This is a genomic window from Candidatus Magnetobacterium casense (genome assembly GCF_019173545.1).
Taxonomy (GTDB): domain Bacteria; phylum Nitrospirota; class Thermodesulfovibrionia; order Thermodesulfovibrionales; family Magnetobacteriaceae; genus Magnetobacterium; species Magnetobacterium cryptolimnobacter.
Genome location: NZ_JABXWD010000032.1, coordinates 1 through 16,387 on the forward strand (window position 1 = coordinate 1; position 16,387 = coordinate 16,387).

At 49.3% G+C, this 16,387-nt stretch carries 12 protein-coding genes and 1 pseudogene; all 13 read right to left on the reverse strand.

Features of this window, described 5'->3' with window-relative positions:
• Nucleotides 1–143: 143 nt before the first annotated feature.
• Nucleotides 144–679 (reverse strand): annotated as a pseudogene (locus HWQ67_RS20385) (DNA adenine methylase); the annotation flags it as partial.
• Nucleotides 680–705: 26 nt separating this feature from the next.
• Nucleotides 706–1,215, reverse strand: coding sequence for a shikimate kinase (locus tag HWQ67_RS03075; RefSeq protein ID WP_218251180.1), 510 nt, complete (start codon nucleotides 1,213–1,215; stop codon nucleotides 706–708).
• 2 nt (nucleotides 1,216–1,217) lie between these two features.
• Nucleotides 1,218–2,423: a chorismate synthase gene (gene aroC / locus HWQ67_RS03080; RefSeq protein WP_218251181.1), complete on the reverse strand. Its 1,206-nt coding sequence runs from the start codon at nucleotides 2,421–2,423 to the stop codon at nucleotides 1,218–1,220.
• 156 nt (nucleotides 2,424–2,579) lie between these two features.
• Nucleotides 2,580–4,496, reverse strand: a complete 1,917-nt coding sequence (locus HWQ67_RS03085) for a S8 family serine peptidase (protein WP_218251182.1) — start codon at nucleotides 4,494–4,496, stop codon at nucleotides 2,580–2,582.
• Nucleotides 4,497–4,518: 22 nt separating this feature from the next.
• Nucleotides 4,519–7,467 (reverse strand): Ig-like domain-containing protein, encoded by a 2,949-nt coding sequence (locus tag HWQ67_RS03090; protein WP_218251183.1) that lies wholly within the window; start codon nucleotides 7,465–7,467, stop codon nucleotides 4,519–4,521.
• 18 nt (nucleotides 7,468–7,485) lie between these two features.
• Complete coding sequence (locus HWQ67_RS03095) at nucleotides 7,486–8,100, reverse strand: hypothetical protein (protein ID WP_218251184.1); 615 nt, start codon at nucleotides 8,098–8,100, stop codon at nucleotides 7,486–7,488.
• 75 nt (nucleotides 8,101–8,175) lie between these two features.
• A complete protein-coding gene (gene pilQ, locus HWQ67_RS03100; protein ID WP_218251185.1) occupies nucleotides 8,176–10,860 on the reverse strand; it encodes a type IV pilus secretin family protein in 2,685 nt (894 codons plus the stop codon).
• Nucleotides 10,861–10,907: 47 nt separating this feature from the next.
• The gene (locus HWQ67_RS03105; protein ID WP_218251186.1) at nucleotides 10,908–12,449 is read right to left on the reverse strand and encodes an AMIN domain-containing protein; all 1,542 of its coding nucleotides are present in this window, start codon (nucleotides 12,447–12,449) and stop codon (nucleotides 10,908–10,910) included.
• Nucleotides 12,437–13,027, reverse strand: coding sequence for a pilus assembly protein PilP (locus HWQ67_RS03110; RefSeq protein WP_218251187.1), 591 nt, complete (start codon nucleotides 13,025–13,027; stop codon nucleotides 12,437–12,439). The genes HWQ67_RS03105 and HWQ67_RS03110 overlap by 13 nt, the downstream gene beginning before the upstream one ends.
• Before the next feature lie 14 nt (nucleotides 13,028–13,041).
• The gene (locus HWQ67_RS03115) at nucleotides 13,042–13,656 is read right to left on the reverse strand and encodes a type 4a pilus biogenesis protein PilO (RefSeq protein WP_218251188.1); all 615 of its coding nucleotides are present in this window, start codon (nucleotides 13,654–13,656) and stop codon (nucleotides 13,042–13,044) included.
• Nucleotides 13,653–14,249, reverse strand: a complete 597-nt coding sequence (locus HWQ67_RS03120) for a PilN domain-containing protein (protein WP_218251189.1) — start codon at nucleotides 14,247–14,249, stop codon at nucleotides 13,653–13,655. Before HWQ67_RS03120 ends, HWQ67_RS03115 begins: the two co-directional genes overlap by 4 nt.
• Nucleotides 14,246–15,304, reverse strand: coding sequence for a type IV pilus assembly protein PilM (pilM, locus tag HWQ67_RS03125; protein ID WP_218251190.1), 1,059 nt, complete (start codon nucleotides 15,302–15,304; stop codon nucleotides 14,246–14,248). Before pilM ends, HWQ67_RS03120 begins: the two co-directional genes overlap by 4 nt.
• Nucleotides 15,305–15,422: 118 nt before the next feature.
• On the reverse strand, nucleotides 15,423–16,316 hold the full coding sequence (truB, locus tag HWQ67_RS03130; protein WP_218251191.1) for a tRNA pseudouridine(55) synthase TruB: 894 nt from the start codon (nucleotides 16,314–16,316) through the stop codon (nucleotides 15,423–15,425).
• Between the last annotated feature and the right edge of the window lie 71 nt (nucleotides 16,317–16,387).

Sequence of the window (16,387 nt, forward strand, 5' to 3'; positions counted from 1 at the left end):
TTTATGCATCATGGATTCCTGGTCAAGCCAGGAATGACACACTTGGAAAACGCCTGTAACTGTCATTCCTGCGAAAGCAGGAATCCATGCCCTTTAACCGTGAAAAAAAATTTTTACCCTGCTTTTTAAAGAGGATACTCTTCGCTTACGTTTGACAGAACGTCTTTATATTCAAGCGAGGATATTACAGATTTTCCTTTTAAGAGTCTGGAAACACCAAAAATATTTTCTCTCATTGTTTCCGGTTTTGTCCCATGTCGTCTCTTGTCAGGACTTTGATTTAACAATCCTTCAGAATTATAACGTATTGCCCCCTTTACACAACGGGCGAGCAAGTAAAGAAACAGCCTTGGGTCTTTTGTTCTGTTGAAATCCTCTATAGCTTGGTAATAATGCTCTATGGAGTCGTTATGCTGCTGTGGTTCCATATTGTTTGATAAGAATCGGCTATATCAGAAGGCCTATTAATAATAAGTTCAAGTAATTCAGCCAGCGGCTTATTAAAGTCGTTTATCCAGTATGAATTAGTTTTTCCTTTTGCAGCACACGCTATTGAGATAGCGGCTGAACCTGCAAAAGGTTCCACGAGTCTCGGAAAGTTCCCTGGAACATAACGAAGGATTTTTGATGCAAGATTTCTCTTACTTCCCTGATATTGAATAGGATGAGGTACTCTCATTGCAATTGAGTTTTAAGCTTTAAGTCTCAAAGTGAAAACGTGGTCATCGCGATAATTTCCGCAACAACCATTTCGGGGGTCTTGTCATCGGTATCGATCACGAGATCGGCCTTTTCATAAAGCGGTCTTCTGAAGTCTAACAGTTCGTATATCTTTTGCAGGGGATTTGGCACCTTAAGCAGTGGGCGGTCATCGGTGCCGGCTACACGACTTAGGATTGCCTCCGGAGCTGCCATCAGGCAGACAATGTAGCCGTTACTTCTGAGGTGTTTCATGTTTTCCTCTCTCAGCACAATGCCACCGCCAGTGGATATGATCACACCCTTGAGGCTTGATACCTTTTGGGCCATATCGGTCTCCAGATCTCTGAATGCCGGTTCTCCTCGGGTTGCGAATATTTCGTTGATCTTCATTGCGGTTGCTGTTTCTATTTCGGAGTCTATATCGATCAGCGGCCTGCCCAGTGTATCAGACAGGAGGCATCCGACGGTGGTCTTTCCGGTTCCCATAAAGCCAGTCAGGACTATATTTTTCATGGTTAAAACTCTTTCAGGTACGTTAGATAATTGTTATAGTTTCTAATTGTCTCATCAATGCAGTCACCGCCGAACTTACAGAGGATGGCATCAGCCAGGACAAAGGCGATCATGGCCTCGGCTATCACGCTACATGCGGCAACGGCGCAGACGTCCGAACGCTCGTAGGCGGCCTCTTTTGGTTGTTTGGTTACGATGTCAATTGAATTCAGGGGTTTTCGTTGTGTTGGAATGGGTTTCATGATGGCCCTCATCAGCAGGGGCATACCGTTTGTCATGCCACCTTCGAGGCCTCCGGCAAAGTTGGACTGGCGATAAAAGCCGGTTTCATCGCTGTAGAGTATTTCATCCATGAGTCTTGAGCCAAAGCGCTGCGAGAGGTCAAAGCCCAGTCCGCACTCGACGCCTTTTACAGCCTGTATGCTCATTATTGCCTGAGCCAATTGTCCGTCGAGGCGCTTGTCCCATTGCACGTGACTGCCCAGTCCAACGGGCAGACCCACGGCAAACACCTCAAAAACACCTCCGATTGTGTCACCTCTTTCGATTGCCTCATCAATGGCCTCGATCATGCTTTGTGCGTCCTCCTCGAAAGGGCATCTGACGGGGGATTGGTCTGCTTTGACGCTGAGTGCTATCAACTGATTGCCGATGTCCTTAAGACCGCCAAGTTCGTTCATTGCGGATTGATAGTAGCGTTGGCCGGCCCCTCCGGTTCTTACGACGAAGCTGCCGATGGAGATGCCAAACTGGGCAAGAAACGTCTTGCACACAGCCCCCAGGGCTACCCTCATAGCCGTCTCTCGTGCAGAGGAGCGTTCGAGCACATTGCGGATATCCCTAAAGCCATGCTTGAGGCATCCTGCGAGGTCTGCATGGCCGGGTCTGGCCCTTGTCACGGGAGGGATAGAACCTTCGTTCTGGCCGAGGGAAGACATACCCTTTTGCCAGTTTTCCCAGTCGCGGTTATCGATCTTCAGGGCGATGGGACTGGCCAGGGTTTTTCCCCATCTTACGCCGGAGAGGATTTCGGCCTGGTCTTGCTCGATCTTCATTCTGCCGCCGCGTCCGTGCCCCTGCTGTCTTCGGTGGAGTTGAGTGTTTATGGTATCGGCCTCTATGGGCAGGCCTGCGGGGATGCCTTCGATGATCCCAGTGAGTGCCTTACCGTGCGATTCTCCCGCTGTCGATATCTTTAATCTATCCATCCTTATACTTTATCCTATCCGTGGGGGGAGAAAGAAAGAAGGGAGGGCTTTGCCCTCCCTCAGACCCACCCACAAGGGGACCAGTCCCCTTGACCCCATTATAACTTATTCACAGTGTATGCTTATACACAACATTTCAACTGTATACCTAAACATTTAGTTTATCCTTCCAAACCTACGCAGTCTGATCAAGAGAGCCAAGGCTATTGGCAACATGATGGCCAAAACATCCGTTGAGTCTTTGTCATTATCGGAGTTGCTGGTACCGGCTATGGAGCAGCCACCACCACCGCCACTGCTTGGAGGAGGAGGAGCCACTACCTGGACGATGGCCTCGTTGGAGTTGGGCGATACGCCTATTGAGTTGTAAGCCACTAGTTTATACGTATAGGACTGTCCTACAATTGTATCGGTATCGACAAAGGATTGTGTATCGGTAGCCAGAGCCTTGTATTGTACATATGGGCCGTCTCCTAGTCTTCTGTAGAGCAGGAAGCCATTTTCTGCGGTAGCCCTGTCAACCCAGTTCAGGACGACATAGCCGGCAGAGGTGCTGACCACTTTGAGGTCGGAGGGGCTCCACAGGGCCGAAAGCGATTTCCAGGCATTGACCCTTCCACCGGTTCTGGTCATGGTGTTGTATGGCGAGGCCATTGGGTCAGTGTAGCTCTCTACCATCTGCTTGATCTGCGCAACGCTGAAGTGCGGATAGTACGCCCACAACAGAGCGGTCAAGCCACTGACGTGCGGGGCAGCCATGGACGTTCCGCTATAGGTGCAACTATAGATGGTGCCGGAGTTATAGCCTGTTATCGTGCTACAAATATCAACGCCGGGGGCAGAGACATCGACCGAAATCACCCCGTAGTTGGAGAACGAGGCGAGTGTATCGTTTTGGTCGGAGGCTGCAACCGCTATAATGTTTTCCAGGTTATAGCTGGCGGGATAGCACGGGGAAAGGTCGTTGTCGTTTTGGAGGGAGCCGTTGCAGTAGATGTTATCGGAGCTGCCACCGTTACCGGCTGCGGCCACCAGCAAGACGCCTGCATCCCTTGCGCTTGCTATTGCGTTATAGATAGCCTGGCTGGTATTTTTCCATCCCAGGGAGGCGTTGATGATCTTGGCGCCGTTTTTGGTTGCGTACTGGATACCAGATATGAGGGCGTCCATTGTGGTTTTGAGGTCGGAGTTGAGAATCTTGACGGGCATAATGGTCACGTCCCAACTGACACCGGCCACACCGGTTGAGTTGTTTCCTATGGCGCCGATTGTACCGGCAACGTGGGTGCCGTGGCCGTAGACGTCCATCGGGTTATTGCTTTCTTTTGGGTCTACGAGGTCATTACCGACGAAGTCCCACCCCCGGATGTCATCAACGTAGCCGTTGCTGTCGTTATCGAGGCCGTCAAAGGTTTCTCTGGTATTGTTCCATATATTACCGCCAAGGTCGGGGTGATTGTAGTCTACCCCTGTATCCAGGACGGCAACGATAACGTTTTTGTCGCCTTTGGTGACATCCCACGCCTTATAGGCCTTTATGTCTGCGCCGGGGGTACCGTTTTTCTGGCCGGTGTTGTACAGTGCCCACTGCACGGCAAAATACGGGTCATTGGGCATCACGTCCAGTCCCTGTGCATAGTAGTTGGGTTCGGCGTATTGGACGTCGGCATGTTGCATGTACTGCTTAACGGCCTCTTTGACGCTTAAGGAAGCAGGCAGGGTCACGAGTTCGAGGTTTTTCACCAGCGAGTAGGTCTTTACGACCTTGGCGTTGAGTGCCCTGTGTACGGTCAACGATCTGGTTGAGGTGATATCGTCCTTGAACTTCACAAGCAGTTGTCCTTCTTTATAGGCATTTGCATTTACATCCGCTATATCTTTAGGGGTAAACCTTCCTTTTGTCAGGGAGGCGGTTACGGACTCGTTTGTTTTTGCAGTTGTCGTTGCCGTACTGGCAGCGGTGCTGGAGTTAGCGGCGTCTTTTTTCCCCTGGTCTCCGCAGGAGACGACAACCAGCAACATCGCAACTGCAATTATTGTCCGTATCAATCGAGCAGTGTTTCGTTTTTTCATAAGTTCCTCCACATATCCTTCATCAATATACGACCAATTTAACGCCACAGCTACTTGTATTGGTAGTGGCATCAAGCACCTGAACATTAACAGTTGTTCCGTTATCGCTGGCGGTGACCTTCTGTCTAACAGTAACCGTCAGGGGGATAGAGCTTGAGGCGGTTGAAGATGTCCCGGTCTTTGCGGTTAAGAGGTCGGGGCGATCGATGTATATCTTAAACGGAGGAGTGGCGCCAAACATGTCAAAATTAGCCGTGTCACCTGCATTGGGGGCGATCAAGGTAATAGTCTGAGGGTATATTGAGAAGGCCCCTGCGGCAATGGTCAAGGTTCCTGTTCCCGTTAAACCATTGGCATCTGTGACGTAGAAGTTAATGCTTCCCGATGTGAGGTCTTTCAACAGAGTAAGGGTCACGGTTGAACCTACCACGGATGCACTGACCAGTTGAGGGGAGTCGGTGGTCACCGAGTAGGGTGTTTTACCACCTGAAACCGTATATGTGGCCGTAGTGCCCTTTATAGGTGTCGTCAGGATTCTGGTTGCAGGTGTAATGCTCAGGGCGTTGGCTCCTGGCGGATTCAGATTGAGGCTTGCCGTACCAGTGAGGCCGTTGGCATCGGTGACGTTGATGGTGACGGTAGTGGCCGTTGTAATTGCAGTAAGGGTTGTCACGTTGAGGGTATCACCGCTTGTGGAGGTACTTACCGTTTGTGGCAGATTAACGCTGGTCCTGTAAGGTCTTGTACCGCCGATGATCGTATACGTAGCGACAGTGCCCACTGCCGGACTTGTAAGGGTTTGGCTGGCAGGGTCTATTATTAGAGTACCTGTGGCTGCCCTGAGGTCAAGCGTTGCGGTTGCCATTACGCCTGAGGAGTCTGTGACGTATATATTTACGGTACCGGCGTTAGAAGTTGTGATTGCCACACGGGTTGTTGCAGTTATCGTGTTACCGCTTATTGCAACGCCGGCAAGCTGTGGTTTATCCACGGTAACGCTGTAAGGCGGGGCGCCGCCGGATACCGTATAGGTGGCAGTAGTGCCTACGGGTGGATTTGTCAGTACCTGGGTTGGCGGTGTGATCGTAATACCGCTTGAGGAGGACACCTGAAGGGCTAACGATGCGGTGGCAGTCCTGCCCTTATCATCCTGCACGGTCAACGCTACGGATTTTGCATTTGCCGCTGTTATGACCACAAGGGTAGTGACGGTCAGGGTTGAGTCGGATACTTTTACGCTGACCAGTTGAGGGTCGCCGGAGAAAGCCGTATATGGACGTCTTCCACCTCGCACCGTGTATGTAACGCTTGTACCCACCGGTGGAGAGATCAGTGTTTGCAGGTTTGGTGTTATCGACAGCGGATCAGAGGCCAACACCAGAGTAACGGTGACTTCCATGTGTTTTGCATCGGTTACCGTAATCGATACGTTTGTTGTATCATCATTGGGGAGACTTGCGACGGTGGCCGTTATCTGAGAGCCGCTTATGGCTACCGACACTGCCGGGTTACCGCTGCGCACACTATAGGGTTTGGCGCCGCCAACTACGTTAAACGTTGCCGTATCACCGACCTTCGGATTCGAGATGGTCTGAGATACCGGGGTTACTTCCAGCGCTCTGTTGACCGTAAGGGCGACAAAGCCCGACACCGCTCCAACCCTTGCCTCTATTGTGCATTGTCCGGCATCTCCGGTAGGTATTTCCGTTGGGGCGGTAAAGATCGTTGTAGCCTTACCGTTGGTTATCTGGGCTGTCTGCGGGTTAAACGACGACAAGGCGGTTGCCGTACTGTCCTTGCAATCGGCGTAGAACTGGACAAACGTGCCATCGGGTGCCGTTGCATCGCCCAGGGTCGTGTTTACCGTGGCCGTGATGTAGGACGTCTGTCCTGTGGCGACTTCCGTGGGATTTGCCGTTACCGTTACGCTTGAGACTACTATGGGTTCTATGAACAGGGTTGTGCTACCCGTGCCATAGAACTGCCTTCCCGTGGGACTAAATTCGGGGAAGCTGTAGCTGTCCGTCGTTGCCAGGACAGAGAGCAAACGTTCTTGGGAGATGTTCTGGCAACTTATCCGGAATTCGGTCTTGGCCTCTCCGGAGCTGTTGGTATAGACACGGTCTTCGCTGAACCAATACGACGGTACACCCGTTGTATTGGTGTGCGTTGTATAACAATTGTATTCGTTAGTGGCATCTATGGTGCCGCTGCCGTTATAGTCGCATCCCATGAGTGTTTTCACACCTGTTGTTGAGCTTACGGAGTATATACCGTAGATGTTGTTATAGAAGTCAACGAGATTACTCAGGTCAGTGCCAATAAACAGGCCTATACCGGCGGCTTTTTCTCCCTTGAAGTAGACCGTGGCCTTGACTTTTATAATTTGGTCTGTTTTTGACTGACAGACCTTGTAGTCGTCTTTTTCGTTGTAGGTACCGTTGTTGTTACCGTCTATGTCCAGGACGACCGATATGGGTGTGAACTGGTTTACGATGGTTCCCGAGCTTGTAAAGAGCACCGATCTGCGCGCCATCAGGCCGCCGCCAGTGTATGCCTCTACGGTAACATAGCCACTTGCGGTGGAGTTTACCTTGATGCTTGCCCGGCCATAGATGTCTGTTTGCACCTTATAGACTGCGACATCCTTGGCGGCAAATTCGTTTATCAGACTTGGGCTTATATTGCCGGCTGTTGATGTCTTTGTGAAGGTCACTTCCGTATTTTTAACGGGTCTGCCGTTTGCGTCGGTTATCAGGGCAGTCATATAAATCGGGGCGTTTGACTGTCCCACGGTCTTGTCCGTGGAGAGCATTATGTCATGTGGCACGCCTACAGTTGGTTGAGGCGGTGTGTAGTCGTTGCCGGAGGACCCGCCTCCGCCACCACAACTGACAGCGGACATTGCCAGAAGGCATAAGAGCATGACATAGATAAAATAACGTTTTATATGCTGATTATATGTCTTCATTATATATACTCCTTCAGTTTAACATAAATTGTAATTAGCTAATGACACCGTCCTGTGGATCGGTACATTAAATTCATGCCCCAGCGAGTCAACACCATAGAAGGTTATCTTCATATCATACAGATATGGCTCCAGTCTGCTAGGATTATATTTCCCGCTGTTTATCTCTTTCATGTACTCAGTTTTTGTACCGGCATCAATGACAACAAGGTTTACTGTTGCCGAGGTCTCAGGTTTCACCGCAACTGTTGTTGTCAGGTCAAACATCTTAATTGGAGGCAGGTCCAGCTCGTATATCTGCTGGGTATATTCAATGGTATAGCGTTGTATGAATACGGTGTTGGCTGGGACTAACTTATCATATGATGTCAACCCAACAGTTACAACGGCAGTGTCATCGCCCCATTTCTCTGCTTTACCGCCTTCGCATATACCCTGCACCAGATCGATCTGCCAACCATCCCCCTGGTCTCCTGCGGGAGATGAATGAACCATCGTGGACACGGTTAAATACCCGCCGATCTTACCCGGTTCGCTACTACCGGGGCTGCCTGGTCCGCTGCCACCTCCACAACTGTAGACAAACGCCAGACCCAAGAGCAATAACAGTGTTAAAATCCTTCTTCTTTGCATTTCTTCTCCTTCTTATGTAATCTTTAATAATACCAACGTTATGAACTATTAAAACAGCACAGTGTCTTATTATCGTTACTGCTCAACGATTTTACAGTCCGTAGAATCGCCGCCAAATTCCCTTTCTACCACTCTGGGGGTTATAAATATCAGGTATTCGGATTCTTTATTTTCCTTCGTTGTTGATTTAAATAGCCAACCCAAAACCGGTATATCTTTTAGTCCTGCCGTCCCCTCCTCTGAAATGGCATTATTTTGTTTAAATATACCTCCAAGCACCAATGTTTCACCATCTTTTACTATGACCTTTGTTTTTTCATTTAATTTCGTTGTATTGGGGGCATCGCTGCCACCTATCTTGGTATAGCCAACCAAGTCTTCTTTTTTAATTTCCACATCGAGATTAATCAGCCGACCGGGCGTTATCTTTGGTGTAATCTTAATATCGACTGACACGGACTTAAATGCCGCCGACACCACTCCCTGGGGGTTCATTATGGGGTATGGTATTTCCAACCCTTGTGTGATGCTTGCTTCTTCGTTGTTCATTGTGAGCAGGCGGGGGCTCGTGATAATCTTACCACTATTTGAGGTCTCCATTGCTTGTAACTTCAGGTCCAGGCCTAGCGTCCTCTGAGCATTTATAAAGCCCAAGGCTATACCACTGCCCAGGTTGGACACGGTCGAGGGCATATCCGCCAGGAAGGTTTGACCGGTGACGCCTGCTCCCTTACCCATACCTATTGCACCTGTTTTGTCAAAAGACCTTGAAAAAAATCCCCAATTTATTCCCAACGTATCCGAAATATTATTATTGACTTCTATTATCTTGGTCTCTATCAGCACCTGCTTCTTAGGCACATCCAGAGCGTGGATAAAATCTTTGATATTCTTCAATGCTGATTCTATATCTATTACTATGAGTTTATTCACCGATTCGTCGGCATAAACAGTACCCTTAGGAGTCAATAAGGCTCCTTGCTCTCTTTTCTGTTGAAGACCCAAATTGAAAGCCCCTGCATCCTCCTGTTGTTTGGATACTGCTACTGCACTTTTGCCTGTTGCCTCAAATTTGCTCAACAGTTTTTTATTTACCTCATCAGCGGGTACATATTTCAGGAAACAATCCATGCGCTTTACCTTAGCCAATTCCAGCAATGCTTCTTCTTCTTTACGTTTAGAGCTTGATATTCGCAATCTTTCATCGTCCTCTCGTTTTTTCGCTTCAAGCTCTGTCTTTCTCATATCATCCAAGGTCTTCTGGTTGGCTATGCGGATAATGTTGCCGGTTACATCGCAACCGAGCTTGAGTATCTTCTGGACAAGCTCCACCACTTGGTACCAGGGGGCGTCCTTAACTTGCATGGTCACCTTACCGCTGACATCGGAGTCTACTACGATATCACAGCCACTCTCATCGGCGAGGAGTTTGAGTAATGCCGTCACAGGGGCATCCTGAACATTCAGTCTTATTTTATTTTGGGTACCGCACTCGAGTTTCTTGCCACACATAGTAAGTTCAAGGGGTTCAGCAGCTTCATCCTTTATTATCTTCACTGTCCCATCATCAAAAGGCGAGGCTAAAGAATCTCCTCTTTGCGCAGGGGCTACAGAAGGCATTTTTCCAACAGGCTGGTCTGCTTTGATAACGGGCACATCCGCCGCAAAGATAGAGTCATGCCTTTTACCTGCGGCATCTGCCTTTGCGCTACCTGTCCGTTCCCTGCGGTCAACAGGAGTTGATTCGCCGCCTCTGACGGCTCGCTTTACCGCCGCCTCAATCCGGTCAAACGTCGTCAGAGAGACTATAATCGTATCATTGACCGTTAGCACCTCATAGGGGGTATCCTTCTGCAGCTCCAGCACTACACGCACTCCCAGATCACCCTCTTCCCACCTTAACGCCTTTAAGGGCACTGCTATTTCCTTTGGTAGTTCTGACGCTATCTTTACATTGGGGATATCTATTGCTATCTTGTCTGGGACATTGGCATCGCTGAGACTGGATATCACCGGCTTCAAGGCGCCATCGCCACGGATTATCACATTTACGGCATCCCTCTCACGCTTAAAGCTCACGCCGGTAATGCTCCTGGCCTCATGCACGGGGGAGGTACCATCAACCGGTACCGGATGACTCTCCAGCGATTTGCCTGCGGGCTTCTCTGCCGGCAGATTATCCATTGGTGTTGCCTTGTCGCTTGATTTCACTAACGATTCTTTCTCCGATTTAACCGCCACCCACTCTTTACCGCCATTTTGTGCACCATTGTTGGCATCCGCAGTCCTGACACCCTCTGCATCCTTGCGCACGCCAACAGTCAGGACATTATCCGACTGCTTATGTGTAGTCTCAAACGGTGACGTAAGCGTGATCTCCACGTTTAACACGCCATCTGCACCGGAGGGCTGCAATGACACTTCGGCAATACCTTCCTTGCCCGAAACAATTCTGTTTCTGTACATACCCAAGTCCACGGCCTTTAGACTCACCACTATCTTAAAAGGGTCCACCGGCGGAGTCAGCGAATATTCAAAGGGCTTCTCCGCTACGATCTTCACCATATAGTCTTCTATTTCTATTGATTTCACAAAATTGTGGACTATGACACCTGCCTGTGCTCGCCCGCTGTCCTCTTGTAACAGGCCATCAGGCTTGCCACTACCACTGACACCTCCGGTTGAGCTGCAACCATAAACCATCATGACAAAAAGTATCCCGACCCATAATATTAAGCCCTTGCCTTTAAACATTTTCATTGGTCTCCCTGACATCTCCATTAATTGATACAAAATCATTGATTATCCTAGTGTTTGCCATCTTTTTTTGATCTATCACTCTTTTCACCCATACTCGTCTTATCGCTGCCGGCACTGTCGCCAGTGTTGCCATCGAGATTAATGTTCAGATCGAGACAGATATTGCCGGAGCCTGACTCGACATTTTCTCTCTTTATAGACCTCCCGACACCTCCCATATTCGAGAAGGTTATCGTCAGGTCCTTTATCACCACCGGCTGCGAGCTGCATTTAGCAGTCTCAGCGGTCGCATCTTTCGGCTTTATCTTTAAAATATTGCCGTCAACTTCTTTATCGAGCCTATGCGTATCAAGGATCAATTCCAGGGCCTTATCCCACGGAACGTCTTTGAGCTTCAGCGTAATCTTACCCTTGACTGCCGGGTCTACAACGATGTTATACCCGCTAACGTCAGATATCAATCTCATTATCGGCACAATTTCCGCGTTGCTAAAGTCGAGTGTCACCAGACCCTTTCTTGGGAATCCCGCTTCATTATGCCCTTTTCCGGCGGAGGGCTTCTTAGGCTCTTCCTTGAGGCGGTCTATCCTGGCCTGCACATCGCTCATCACATCATCCGTTGTCTCGGCATCTTTACTACCCCGACTAACGCCCTTCTTTTTCTTTCCAACAGGCGGCTTCTTTCCGACAGGTTGCACGGTTGTTGGCATGTCAGCGGCATTCGTCCCCGACGCCGTCAGCACGATATCCACCACATTGCCACCCATGACAACCTCGTAGTTGACCTTCTCTGCCACGTCCAACACTATCCGCACCTTATCTTTGTGCTCTACCCATCTGATGGCGCTCAGGGGCATCTTAGGGGTTTGCTTTTGCAGCTTTGCCAGTCTCACCTTGGGGATATCTGCCACGATCCTGCCATCGAGCGTAAAGACATCCGCCGATATCGGACCATCCCCGGATATCTCTACCTTTGAACGCGTAGCCGATTCTTTCTTGAAATGTACGCCTGTTATGTTTCTGGCCTCTTTTAGCACACCATTTGAAGGCTTTACGATGACCTTCTCCTTAATCGCACCATTAGTTGCACCGGACTTGGCGGTGTCTGTTGCCGCGACAGGTTCGCCGGCTTTAAATACGAGTTCCAAGGTATCTTGCGCAACCACATCATAGATATCCAACGGAGACGACAGCCTTACCTCTAACACGGTAGCCATTTCTTCCTCTTTGACGGTTACGTCCACTATGCCTTCTTTGCCTACAATAAGACGGTCTTTATAATCGCCTGCCTCTACACCCTTGAGTTCAACTATTTTTTTCAACGGATCAAACGTGTTTATTACATTATAGGGAAACACACTACTTGCGGTCAGTTTGATTTTATCACCCTCAATGCCAACTTCTTTCAATACATTACCGGAAGCCTGCCGGATGTTTTGCTCTGCCCCCTGTTGTATCTCTTTTTTTGTCTCCTGCTCTATCCCCTGGTTTACCGGTCTGGCTTCCTTTCTGCCGGAGGCACAACCATAAAGCAAGACAACAGAAATAAAAACCACTATCAACTTATTTAAAACACCTAAAAATCGCATCCACTGGCCTCCTCTTGATTTAAACACATGGAGAGTCTCTTCACTGTACTTCTACCCACGTCATCCACTATTATCTCTTCTACAACAATCCTGTCATGTCTTATCTCCACGACCTTGCCACCATTCATTCCAATGAAAGTCCCCTTTTTTATAGCAAACGCTCTACCATCAGACAAGACGACAGAGGCATATTTATCTATACGGTCGATAACGATACCGATCAGTTTCATATTTGCCCAATTAACGGTCTCCAGCGGGGAAAGTATGCGGGTATCTCTTGGTCCCTTTTCTTTCTGCCGCTTCTTTTTATTCAGTTCCAGGATGGACATAAACGGATCGCGTCTACCTTGGGGGTTATACTCGTATGGCACTATGGGTTCGACGGGTTTATCCACAGTCTTATTGACGGGGGCAGGTTGGGTTTTACCCGGCGTTGCACCAGCCGCCGCAGGCTGATCAGTACCGGCTCCGGCGGCATATCTCACAGCCAGACCTGAGAACATTAACGTCATAAGCATAACACTTACGAAGCACCATTTTTTTAGCATAGCATCCATTGTCCTTCCACCAAAAACCACTCTTTCATGCTCTCCTATTTTGCCGCCGTACCTGGAGCACTTTTGGCATCAGGCTCTGGTATGGCCGAAAACGTATTGGCCACAAGCTGTATCTTAAGGCTAACATCTTCAGCTCCAAACGTTGGGCTGTCCAACTTTATCTGCGATATATTCACAATCCTGTCAAGGGCTGTCAACCTGCTCAGGAAGTTACCAAGCTCGTGATAAGAACCATTCATCGAAACATTCACAGGGATCACGTAGACTATGTTGCTTGGGTGGTTAGACTTTGGTTTTGGCTCCCACAGGTTTATCTTCAGGCCCGAATACCTGCCCTGGTCTGAGACCATCTTTAAAAGGCTTGATATTTCGCTCTCTTCCGGGAGCTGCCGCTTTATCTGCTCATATTCTTTTTCTGCCATGGCCAGTTTGGCCTTTAGCTCAGGGAGTTGTTCTACCATCTTTTGCGCATCTGCTATCTCGCTGTCTAATTTCTTTATCTCTGACTTTAACTTTTTTATCTGCGCGTACTTAGGTTTGGAAAACGCAAAATAAAAAACCAGCAATATAATAATAAGCGGTATTAACGCTATAAGCACCCTCACTCCGGGATGCAGCTTATTTATGGACTCAAGGGTAACAGGCGTCAACTTTTTATCTCCGCAGCCTTTGCTTCCGGCTTAACAACGATCATGGTTATTCCAAAGCTATACACCTTAATAGTATCCTTTTCTCCTCTCTCCGCTACCTCAAGGCTTTTAACCAGATACGTATCCTTAAACAACTCCGAACGCTTGAAGTTATTGACAAACACCACAACGTCATCATTGGTCATAGCAACACCCTCTAAAGCAAGATTAGAGCCGTTGAGTGTCAACAGCTTTATCCATACGTTTTCGGGCAACGCCTTGCTGACCTCGTCTATCACCCTCACAGGGATGCTCTGATTTGCCCTCAACTCCTCGATTGCCTTTTTATTCGCCTCAACCTTATCTATCTTTTTCTTCATTGCCTCGACTTCTTTAATCTTCTGTTTCAACCCCTCAAGTTTCGCCGTCTTTTGAACCTTATCATTGGTTAACAGCTTGACTTTCTTGTTTATCAGGTAAACGCCCACCCCCGACAATATCAGTGCTACGAGCAGACTTGCTATCAGACCTAGTATAATCGCAGGGACCTTTTGAGCGGCTTTCTTCCTTTTTCTTGGACGCTTGTCTGAGGGTAGCAGATTTATCCGTATCATCTGTCTCCAACCCTCCTCATGGCCAACCCTACGGCTACGGCAGCCAGGGGTGCCACCGACTCCACGTACTTGGCATCCATCTGCTTGGGTATCTTTATCTTGCTAAAGGGGTTCATTAATGTTACGGTAAGTCCGGTTCTCTCTGTTATCAGCTCCTTAAAACCTTTAACCATGGCCCCGCCCCCACCGAGCATTAGTTCGTCGATGTTGCCAATATCGGGCGTGTCGCTGAAGTAATCCAGCGAGCGGGTTATCTCCATGACGATCTCCTCCGAAGCCGAATTTATGATAGCCTCGGCCTTCACCGCAGATATTCCCTCGGCCTCCTGCCCACGCTTGAGCTTCTCCGCCGCTTCCATTGTCACACCGAGTTCCCGCATGAGGGTATCCGTGTGTATCTTGCTACCGATTGAGCTGTCACGCGTAAAGGCGGACACTCCGTTTCTCAATATATTTATCGTCGTATTGGTTACACCGACGTTGACAAGCGCCACGTTCTTTTCTTCACCACTGTGGTAATTGATCTCATACATGTTCTCAAGCGCAAAGGCATCAACATCAACTATAACCGGGACCAATCCCACGTCCTTGACCACGTTGACGTAGCTGTTTAAGAGGTCCTTCTTCACCGCCACCAGCACAACATCTATCTGACCGGCCTCTTCGGCAGGGCCTATTATCTGATAATCGAGGTTGACGTCCTCTATGCCAAAAGGCACGTACTGCTCCGCCTCAAATCGTATGTTTTCATTTAAGACCTCTTCGGTCATCTCCGGCAGGGTGATACGTTTGATTATAACAGAGGAATGGCCTGATATGGATATCACGGTATTTTTCGCCTTTATATTGAACTTCTTGATCAGCTCCTTCAGGGTCTCGCCTAGCTTGACCGTATCCGCTATGGCATCCTCCGCTATTATGGATGGATGCAACGGCATCACCCCCAGCAACTCCAGTTCGTAACCCTCCTTGAGGTCCTTCAACTGAACCGCCTTTATGCTTCCCGAACCTATATCAAGGCCAAGTAGCGACTTGGAACCAAATAACGATACCATAGAGATGTTATACCATAGCAAAAATTTCTTGTCAAGTGTTTTTTTTTATTTTCTTATAGCTACTTAAGAACTTATCTTAAAACTTAACTTTAAGTATTAGGACAACCAACAGGTATACTTAGGTTACATCGCCAAGGAGGGTACTCATCCTGATGTCTGTGCCCGTCACCGAACCAACCGCAACGAGTCTCCCGTGGGGGTCCTTCACCCTCACGTACCGCCCGGCCTGCTCCCCGTCTACCACCGAAGCCCACGCACAAGGCCCCACACCGGAGAGCGTCTGACCGTTTGTCAGCCTCCGCACCTCACCGAAACCCAACACCACCTCCTGCATGTGCCCCAGCACGTCATCGAGGCTGTGGCACCCCACCCCGGAGAAGTTCAACTCTCCCAGGTGCATCGCCCCGCCAACATCAAAGCACCCTACACGCATCCGCCTAAGACTTTCAACGTACCCACAGGTACCGATATCCCTTGCAATGTCGGCGCACAACGTCCGTATATAGACCCCCTTGGAGCACGACACCCGAAGCTCAACAGAGGGCAAGTGCAGTTGCGTCAACTCGATGCTGCCTATGCTTACACGCCTGGCACTTCGTTGCACCTCAAGACCGCTCCGTGCCTTCTTATACAGCGGCACCCCGCCTACCTTTATGGCGCTGTACATCGGCGGCGTCTGCATGATCTCACCCGTGTACCTCACCAGAACCTCCCCGATCTCCGAAGCCGTAAGAGGCGGCACCGGCATCTCAATAACCGGTACACCTTCTGCATCAAGCGTGTCCGTCTCCACACCGAGCCGCATTCGGACAACGTACTCCTTGTCCAATCCCACAAGGTAGTCCACGACCTTCGTGGCCCTGTCGCAGCAGACCAGGAGCACCCCCGTTGCCAGCGGATCAAGCGTGCCGGTGTGTCCCGTCTTTTTGAGACCAAGCTCCCGCCTGACTCTCTGGCAGACCGTATGCGACGTCAGCCCCGGCGGCTTGTCCACGGTTAACACTACATTCATGCTCAATGGTAGCATATGACAACGGCACTGTCAAGGAAGCAATTGCACGACAGGATTAACCGGTAGCCAGA

Bases quoted from the DNA above. Each gene is read 5' to 3' on its own strand.
- HWQ67_RS03085 (WP_218251182.1), bottom strand. From the start codon at position 4,496: ATGAAAAAACGAAACACTGCTCGATTGATACGGACAATAATTGCAGTT.
- pilM (WP_218251190.1), bottom strand. From the start codon at position 15,304: ATGGTATCGTTATTTGGTTCCAAGTCGCTACTTGGCCTTGATATAGGT.
- HWQ67_RS03075 (WP_218251180.1), bottom strand. From the start codon at position 1,215: ATGAAAAATATAGTCCTGACTGGCTTTATGGGAACCGGAAAGACCACC.
- pilQ (WP_218251185.1), bottom strand. From the start codon at position 10,860: ATGAAAATGTTTAAAGGCAAGGGCTTAATATTATGGGTCGGGATACTT.
- HWQ67_RS03095 (WP_218251184.1), bottom strand. From the start codon at position 8,100: ATGCAAAGAAGAAGGATTTTAACACTGTTATTGCTCTTGGGTCTGGCG.
- HWQ67_RS03090 (WP_218251183.1), bottom strand. From the start codon at position 7,467: ATGAAGACATATAATCAGCATATAAAACGTTATTTTATCTATGTCATG.
- HWQ67_RS03105 (WP_218251186.1), bottom strand. From the start codon at position 12,449: ATGCGATTTTTAGGTGTTTTAAATAAGTTGATAGTGGTTTTTATTTCT.
- aroC (WP_218251181.1), bottom strand. From the start codon at position 2,423: ATGGATAGATTAAAGATATCGACAGCGGGAGAATCGCACGGTAAGGCA.
- truB (WP_218251191.1), bottom strand. From the start codon at position 16,316: ATGAATGTAGTGTTAACCGTGGACAAGCCGCCGGGGCTGACGTCGCAT.
- HWQ67_RS03120 (WP_218251189.1), bottom strand. From the start codon at position 14,249: ATGATACGGATAAATCTGCTACCCTCAGACAAGCGTCCAAGAAAAAGG.